The sequence below is a fragment of the Verrucomicrobium sp. BvORR034 genome (genome assembly GCF_000739635.1).
Taxonomy (GTDB): domain Bacteria; phylum Verrucomicrobiota; class Verrucomicrobiia; order Verrucomicrobiales; family Verrucomicrobiaceae; genus Verrucomicrobium.
The window spans coordinates 22,775-29,821 of sequence record NZ_BATQ01000071.1 but is presented as its reverse complement, the minus strand read 5'-3'; the positions used below and the strand labels follow the sequence as shown (position 1 = coordinate 29,821).

8 protein-coding genes are annotated in these 7,047 nt (G+C 57.0%); 5 read left to right on the top strand and 3 right to left on the bottom strand.

Annotated elements, in window-relative coordinates:
* Positions 1–227 precede the first annotated feature (227 nt).
* Together BV034_RS34705 and BV034_RS12720 are read right to left on the bottom strand one after the other, a co-directional pair.
* Entirely contained in the window at positions 228–2,048 is a 1,821-nt protein-coding gene (locus BV034_RS34705; RefSeq protein ID WP_265592928.1) for a tetratricopeptide repeat protein, read from the bottom strand.
* Positions 2,049–2,355: 307 nt separating this feature from the next.
* Positions 2,356–2,550: a hypothetical protein gene (locus tag BV034_RS12720; RefSeq protein WP_050027387.1), complete on the bottom strand. Its 195-nt coding sequence runs from the start codon at positions 2,548–2,550 to the stop codon at positions 2,356–2,358.
* 79 nt (positions 2,551–2,629) lie between these two features.
* Here BV034_RS12720 and BV034_RS12715 point away from each other — a divergent pair, with 79 nt between their 5' ends.
* The 4 genes from BV034_RS12715 (at position 2,630) to BV034_RS12700 (ending at position 4,994) form a co-directional block, all read left to right on the top strand.
* Positions 2,630–3,037: a hypothetical protein gene (locus tag BV034_RS12715; protein WP_050027386.1), complete on the top strand. Its 408-nt coding sequence runs from the start codon at positions 2,630–2,632 to the stop codon at positions 3,035–3,037.
* Positions 3,038–3,102: 65 nt separating this feature from the next.
* Positions 3,103–3,846 carry a hypothetical protein gene (locus tag BV034_RS12710; RefSeq protein ID WP_050027385.1) on the top strand — a complete coding sequence of 248 codons (744 nt, stop codon included), beginning with the start codon at positions 3,103–3,105 and terminating at the stop codon, positions 3,844–3,846.
* Positions 3,847–3,971: 125 nt separating this feature from the next.
* Positions 3,972–4,436 (top strand): hypothetical protein, encoded by a 465-nt coding sequence (locus tag BV034_RS12705; RefSeq protein ID WP_050027384.1) that lies wholly within the window; start codon positions 3,972–3,974, stop codon positions 4,434–4,436.
* A 24-nt stretch (positions 4,437–4,460) separates the two neighbouring features.
* On the top strand, positions 4,461–4,994 hold the full coding sequence (locus tag BV034_RS12700; protein WP_050027383.1) for a hypothetical protein: 534 nt from the start codon (positions 4,461–4,463) through the stop codon (positions 4,992–4,994).
* 35 nt (positions 4,995–5,029) lie between these two features.
* On the opposite strand, the gene BV034_RS12695 is transcribed toward BV034_RS12700, so the two are convergent.
* A complete protein-coding gene (locus BV034_RS12695) occupies positions 5,030–5,956 on the bottom strand; it encodes an AraC family transcriptional regulator (RefSeq protein WP_050027382.1) in 927 nt (308 codons plus the stop codon).
* Between the two features lie 100 nt (positions 5,957–6,056).
* On the opposite strand from BV034_RS12695, the gene BV034_RS12690 reads away from it, so the two are divergent.
* A complete protein-coding gene (locus BV034_RS12690; protein WP_050027381.1) occupies positions 6,057–6,905 on the top strand; it encodes an SDR family oxidoreductase in 849 nt (282 codons plus the stop codon).
* Positions 6,906–7,047: the final 142 nt, after the last annotated feature.

Here is a 7,047-nt window from a genome sequence, read left to right as displayed (position 1 = left end):
CGGCTTATTTAATCGGACTGCGCTGCTAAACACATCTAACCCTTTCCGATTCCCGTGATGAGGATGAATTAAAAACACAAAAGTCGCTTAGTCAGACTATCGTCCCCACACCTACATCCAAAACCACGAAAACAGGTTCAGCGGTGGCCGAATAGAATGGCTCTGAAGCTGCGCTTCCAGTAGCAGGCAGAATCCGGAACGAACATAGCACCTAGGCAATTCACGCCCTAAACTGCAATATCCCAGTCGAAGCCCACAGCTTCAATAAAGTGTTCACACCAGTCCTCATGAATAGAAGAGGATAATTCAACAATGGACTTTCGGTAACGCTCAGGAATCTCACGTTCAAAAGCTGCATAAAGGAATCCAATAAGCCGCGAAAACTCCACTAAAGGCACCTCCTGACCGACAACAATAGCACTTGCCACTAAATCTGCCTGATTTTCTATCGATTGAGGAGCACTGGGAGCCATCAACGCCCCACCGAATGAAGCAAAGACCCTCGAAACCATTTGGTAGGCATCGAGAATCAAATTCAATTCGCTGTCGGATTCGCCTTGGGATCTAAAGTTGGGCAGAGCAGAAGCGAGCTTGAAATAAACGGACAGCAACAGATAAAAAAGAACTCCTGACACTTCATCATGTGGTCGGAGACTGCAATCTTGCAACATGCGAACATAGTCTTCCAAGTTCGAAGCTCTCCTAAACTGACAATACCCCTCCAATGAGGACAACGAACTAGCCAGATCGGAAATCGAAATAAGAACCCTGCCACCAATTAATTTTATCGACAAATCTTCCACACCTAAAAAATCTTCAAATACACTCCACGCTTCATCGTCCCGCTCTGAAGCATTAAGCAGATCCAACAGTTCAACAAGCGCTCGATGATCCCTCTCACCCGGATCAATTCTCATACGGAAAAACTCCTCTGCCTTCGCAACATAGCTCGAATCACTTCTCCAGAGTTTGGCGAGAATATCAGCAGCAAGTCGCCCAAGATACGGACAATCGAGCTTCCTTTCGAGTTGATCTTCTACGATTGTGAGAGCTTCGCCCAATCGACCAAGTCTGCACAACGCCACAGCCTTCCAGTAGTGAACGTGCGACCAACGATTCTCCAAATCGCCATCAAGCATAAAAGCTCGTTCCATGAGCCGAAGAGCCTCCGCACACTCATCGGCGTAAATTATCAACACATTGGCTTTAGTAACGATAGCTTCCAACATGTCCGGCTTGAGTTCCAGAGCGCGATCAAAGCAAGCTATGCCTTCTTTCTCGCGCTGCATAGTTACAAGCAATGAACCCAGGTTATTCCAAGCTTTTGCACAACACGGATTTAGATCCAGGCAGCGTCGATAATTAAGCTCGGCAATCGCATGCTTGCCCAATGCACATTGAACATTAGCAAGATTGTAAAAGTCAACCGATCTTCCAATCTTAGAAACAATCGCAAGAAATTGCACTTCAGCACTCCTAAGAAGCAACCGGGATCCAGACACCTTTCCCTGTTCAGCCCTGATCGAAGCCTTCAATGCACGCAAGTTATAGCACTCGCCCTTTTCGTTTGTTGATTCAATGGCCTTAGACACGCAAAAAAGAGCATGTTTGTAGTCACTCATGTAGTTGCAAACATGCGCCAAGGCCTTCCACGCTCCCGAATTTGTAGGATCAGCTTTTACTTGAGCCGTCAGAGTGGCACGCAGGTTATCGGCAGAAGTATGGCGCAATACTTCCTCCTGATTTTCATCGGACAGTCCCTGAATCTTGATTTGAGAAACGTAGAACCCTGGCGTGGCCGGAACAGAAACCCGAAGATGTTTGAGCGCAAGATCGGCATGTTCCTCTTCCAATCGGACGCGAAACCAACCTTCTTCAAAAATTTCAAGATCTATCCGATGACTGCGCAGGAACTCCGCCCGAAGCTTATCTTGCTTTTCAACGGTTATCGAACGACTACTGACAAATACAATTCGAGTGATCGATCCGCAATGATGTAAAATCTTGGATACATCGCTCCGTAGTTTGAGTTCCCATTTGGCATCCATACTGAATTGGAAGGCCGTCCGAGGGAGACTATTTGAGTCCGTCCAATGTCGCACCTCTGCATCTCTGCCGCAGTCTCTTCTTCTTCCTCCCGGTATGATGCGCGAGTAACCCTCACGTACAAGCAGGTCTACACATAGATCCTCAAATCCCAATGGCTCGATAGAATTGTGGAGCGCATAGAGGACGGGACTTGGAACTGCCATGACTCGAACCTAGCTTGGAAAGCTATAACGATCAATCTCACGGTGAGACGCGAGATGCAGCAAGAATCTTGTCACATTTCGCTGCATGCAGATCGCCCTCCCCTCACCGCCCCTTCCCCGCCGTCGGCACGATCTCGATGGGGAAGGAGATGAACCCGTTCGCCTCATGAAAGTCCAGGACGGCGGCCACAGCGGCGCGGACGAGGGTGGCCTTTTCCACGCCGGTGGCGGCCTCGAACTGCTTCATCCGGGTGATGAGGTCTGACTCCACGCGGATGGAGAGCGTCTCGGTCTTCATGTATCAAATGTCGGACATTGCTGCACATTGTCCACCAATTTCCATTGATCACTCGTGACACTTGTCATACATTTGTTACATGATTAACCAATCGTCACCCCCTTCTCTCACGAGCCTGCGCCAGACGGCAGGACGCCCGGTTGAAACGGCAATTGGATCTGGCTCCGGAACGGTGACCGACCTGACGGCTCTCCTGCAGAAAGCGGCGGTTGCGAGCCCCTCGAGGGCCGCCGGGGCTTTGGGCGGGCGCTGGGTGAAACTGCTGCCGGTCTTCCGCACGCTGATCCGACGCGGTTTCGGCGGTACGGCGGCGGTTGACTGGCTCATTGAGCAGGGAGAGATCAGCAAGGAGGATCGCAAGCGTGCCTTCTACGCCCTGCGCCAGTCGCTCCACCGCTGGAACGAGCGGGAGCAAACCGCTTCGCATGCCCTCCCCAAGGTGCCTCCTCTTTCCGAACCGGTTCCGGTTTCTTCGCGACAGTTCTAGGAAACTCCTCTTGTGCCTGGAGCTGATCCGGCACGGCAAATCACGGAAAGCCCCCCCTACCTCTCGTGAAAAAAAAGTCCAAAAAACTCCCCGCCATCCAGTTCTACCCCGGGGACTGGCGCAAGGATCCCGGTGTGCAGGCGCTCAGCTATCACGACCGGGGCATCTGGTTCGAGATCCTGCTCCTCATGTTCGAGTCCAGCCAGCGCGGCAAGTTGCTGCTCAACGGGCGCGCCATGCCCGCCGAAGCCCTGGCCCGGTTGCTCGGCCTGGATGAGCAGGTTCTCGCCCAATCGCTCACCCGGCTCATCGAGTTCGGCGTGGCCTCTCAGGACAAAGACACCGGAGCGATGATCTGCCGGCGGATGGTCCGGGACGACAAGCTGACGAAGATCCGGAAGAAGTCGGGCTCACTGGGAGGGAACCCCGCTTTGCTTAACCAAAAGCCCAAGCAAAAGACAACCACCCAGGATAACCAAAAACCAACCCCTTCATCTTCATCTTCAGTTTCAACTTCATCTTCGGATAGATCTAGATCTATAGATCTCTCTCGACCAGCTATTCCGAATCTGGAGGAAGCCCGTCAATGGGCTCGGGAGCTCTCAGCCCCACAGGACTGTGCCAACGTCTGGTGGCACGAAATGGAAGGTGTGGGTTGGATCGATGTCCGCGGAAGACCCGTTACTCATGCGCTCCCCGCCTTCACGGCCTACGCCGCAAAATGGAAGAGCAACAGCCTTCGCCACCAGACCCAGGCACCCCCAGCCCCCCCGACTCCTGCTGTCAACAAGCCAGGGCGATACAGCTGACCCGATGGCAGCAATCCAGCAGGGTGCCCCCATCACTCCATCACTCCATCCAACTTCACCCGTGACTCCGTCGCACAACTCGCGTAACTTGGGAGGACATCCCGCTTACCAACTCCGCAAGCTCCATGAGATCGCTCCACCTCCCCTTCCTCCTCGTTGCGATCGCGTTTCTCCTCGCCCCCTGGGCACGGGCAAACGAAGTGGAAGAGGCTCTCGCTGGCCTCAATCGAGCGATCACAGAACGCAACGAAGCGGCGGTGGCGACAGCCTTTGCCAGCGACGCAAAGATCGAAGTCTTCTGGATCACTGAGCAGGGACCGGGGACGAAGACGATGACCGTCAAGGAGTACGCCAAGTACATCGTAGCCGCGTGGCCCGATGCCGTCGCGATTGAACGGATTTCCAAGATCGTCGAGCAAAAGCCTCTGCCCGCAGGCGAAGTCGGCCTCAAGGTCGAGACCACGGAGAAGGTCACCCACGGCAAAGGCGTGAAAGGCGCGGCCACCAACGTCTGGCCCGAGACGCTGGTCCTCACCGTCAAAGACAAGACCGCGAAGATCCGGAGCTACTCCCAGAGTCCGCCCAAGTAACCCTGCCCCGTGCTCGATCATCCCATGAACGTCCTGGCCACCGTCACGGTATCCCTTCTTACCCTTTGGGTCACACTGGGGGCGATGATGAGCACCCGTTCTTACGCGGGGCCGGTGCCCTACAAGGCCAACCGCTCCACCCCGGCAGCACCCCGAGCCACTGCAAGCTCGAATGATGAAACGGGTTCCTATGCCTGCTATTTCCTCAACGATCCGCTCAGCGCGCTGGCGGTCCATCATGATCCTCGTTTGATTGTCCCAAACGACGGCCTCTGCGGCTGGGGCGCGATCGATACGCCAGGGTTCCCGACTGGCATCCCCTGCCAATTTGCCGCGAACTTCGATGAAGTCTGCATGCGCCCAGGGCTGGTCGCCTTATGGCCGGTCTTTATGGAGCAATATGGCGGCCTCTGGTTTGAGGGCCTCGATGAGGTGGAGGACGATACCCTGCCCAGTTTCCCGCCACCACGGGTGTGGATAGGCCAGGAAGATTTTGGGAGGCACAGATCGTTTTTGCCAGGGCACGAACCGCGTCTGCTGCCAGGCTTGGTTGATTGATCGACAGCGCTCCGGGTCAAAAGAAAGTTATGCCCTTAAACCCGGCTGGATGCCCCTCTGGCCCCCTCCATGTAGGCCTTTGGAGGTAGCCCCTGCTCGCGGCTGAAGGCGATGCTGAAGCCGCTGGCCGATTCATAGCCGACGGCGAGGGCGGTTTCTGCGACGGTCAACTCTCCCCGGCTTAAGAGATCCTTCGCCAGGGCAAGACGCCACTGCAGCAGATAGCGCAACGGCGGCACCGCCATCACCCGCATGAAATGCTCTGCAAACGAGGAGCGCGACATGGAAGCCTCCCGGGCCAGCGTGGCGAGCGTCCAGGGATGAGCCGGATGCGTGTGAATGGCTTGCAAGGCGGCGGCCAACCGGGCATCCCGCAGACCTGCCAGCAATCCGGTCGGGGCCACTTCCTCCGGGACGGATCGCAGAGACTCGACCAGCAAGACTTCCACCAGACGGCTTAACACCAACGACTGGCCGGGGCGGGACGTGAGAGCTTCCCGTTTGATCAGGTCCACCACCGGCCTCACCCCATCCGCGGCCGGATCCCCCGCCCGCAGATGCAGCATCCGGGGCAGCAACCCGGTGAGCACTGAGGCGTTGGCGGGATCGAATTGGAAATAACCTCCCAACAGACTCGCCGTAGGCTCTGCATCGGGATCGCCATGAAAGGCGACCTCCACCTGCCGCCCGGAGGGAATGGGCTCCAGCAACTTGGGCCGGACCTTGGGATCGCTGGCGAGGGTGAAGCGGGGCGTCGACGGAAACAGCACAAAATCCCCGGTGCCCAGCATCTGCGCGGGCGCGCCATCCGCCGCCAGCCAGCAGGGACCTTTCAGTACGAGGGCATAACTGGGATGCCCGAACGCGGAGTAACGCACGCCCCAACGCCCCGCGCCGTGCACGAGCTTGGCGGCGACGGCCTGAGGTTTGAGCAGGGTGACAATGGTGGACAGGGCATCCATCTGGACGATCTACAACGAGAAGCGGACTCCGCATTATAGTAAGTCCAACCGATCTTTGCTAGTCTGGGTTTCATCAATCAAACCAAAACCGCACACTAACATGCCCTCCACCATCCTCATCACTGGCTGCTCCTCTGGCTTCGGCAAAGCAAGCGCCTCCCTCTTCCTAGCCCGCGGCTGGAACGTCATCGCCACCATGCGGACGCCCCAAGCGGGTCTGTTTGAAGAGAGCGACCGGCTCCTGATCCTGCCGCTGGATGTGACCCAGCCAGCCACCATCGCCCACTCCATCGAGGCGGGCCTCGCGCGGTTCGGCAAGATCGATGTCTTCGTCAACAACGCCGGCATTGGCTACTTCGGCGCGCACGAGGCGGTGTCGGATCAGGCGATCCGGCAGCTCTTTGAGACCAACACCTTCGGCGTCATGGCCGCCAACCGTGCCATCCTCCCGCACATGCGTGAGCGTGGCGCTGGCACGATCATCAACGTGACCTCCAGCGTTGGCATCGCGCCGATGCCTCTGGTCGCGGCTTATACCGCCAGCAAATATGCCATCGAGGGCTTCTCGGAATCGCTGGCCTACGAGGCCGGCATGCTCGGCATCCGGGTGAAGATCGTGCAGCCAGGCCTGGCTCCCACCACGCATTTTTCCGCGAACTCCGGCGCGCTGGGCGACTATCCCGTTCCCCCGGCCTATGCCGGACATGCCGGGCGTTACTTTCAATCCATGCAGGAGTACCCGACGAACTACACGACGGAGGGAGATGTGGCGAATGCGGTGTATGCAGCGGCCACCGATGGCGCGGACAAGCTTCGTTACCCTGCGGGTGCCGACAGCGTGATGCTGGCCGAACTCCGGACTTCGCTGCCGGAAGAGGAGTTCATTGGCAGGATTCGCGGCATGACCGCGAGTGAGCCCGTGAAAGCAGCAGCGCCCAGCGAGGAGTGAGCCTGCATAGGGCGGCATTCTGGACGTGTCGCGCGGCCCAGTCGCCGCGGGGACATGCGAGCGACTGAGCATGTTGGGTGAATGACGGCTTGTTTGGATAGCGATGCCGCAGACTCTTCAGTTAGTGCCTCCTCACGTCGAC

Bases quoted from the DNA above. Each gene is read 5' to 3' on its own strand.
- BV034_RS34705 (WP_265592928.1), bottom strand. From the start codon at position 2,048: ATGGATGCCAAATGGGAACTCAAACTACGGAGCGATGTATCCAAGATT.
- BV034_RS12720 (WP_050027387.1), bottom strand. From the start codon at position 2,550: ATGAAGACCGAGACGCTCTCCATCCGCGTGGAGTCAGACCTCATCACC.
- BV034_RS12715 (WP_050027386.1), top strand. From the start codon at position 2,630: ATGATTAACCAATCGTCACCCCCTTCTCTCACGAGCCTGCGCCAGACG.
- BV034_RS12705 (WP_050027384.1), top strand. From the start codon at position 3,972: ATGAGATCGCTCCACCTCCCCTTCCTCCTCGTTGCGATCGCGTTTCTC.
- BV034_RS12700 (WP_050027383.1), top strand. From the start codon at position 4,461: ATGAACGTCCTGGCCACCGTCACGGTATCCCTTCTTACCCTTTGGGTC.
- BV034_RS12695 (WP_050027382.1), bottom strand. From the start codon at position 5,956: ATGGATGCCCTGTCCACCATTGTCACCCTGCTCAAACCTCAGGCCGTC.
- BV034_RS12690 (WP_050027381.1), top strand. From the start codon at position 6,057: ATGCCCTCCACCATCCTCATCACTGGCTGCTCCTCTGGCTTCGGCAAA.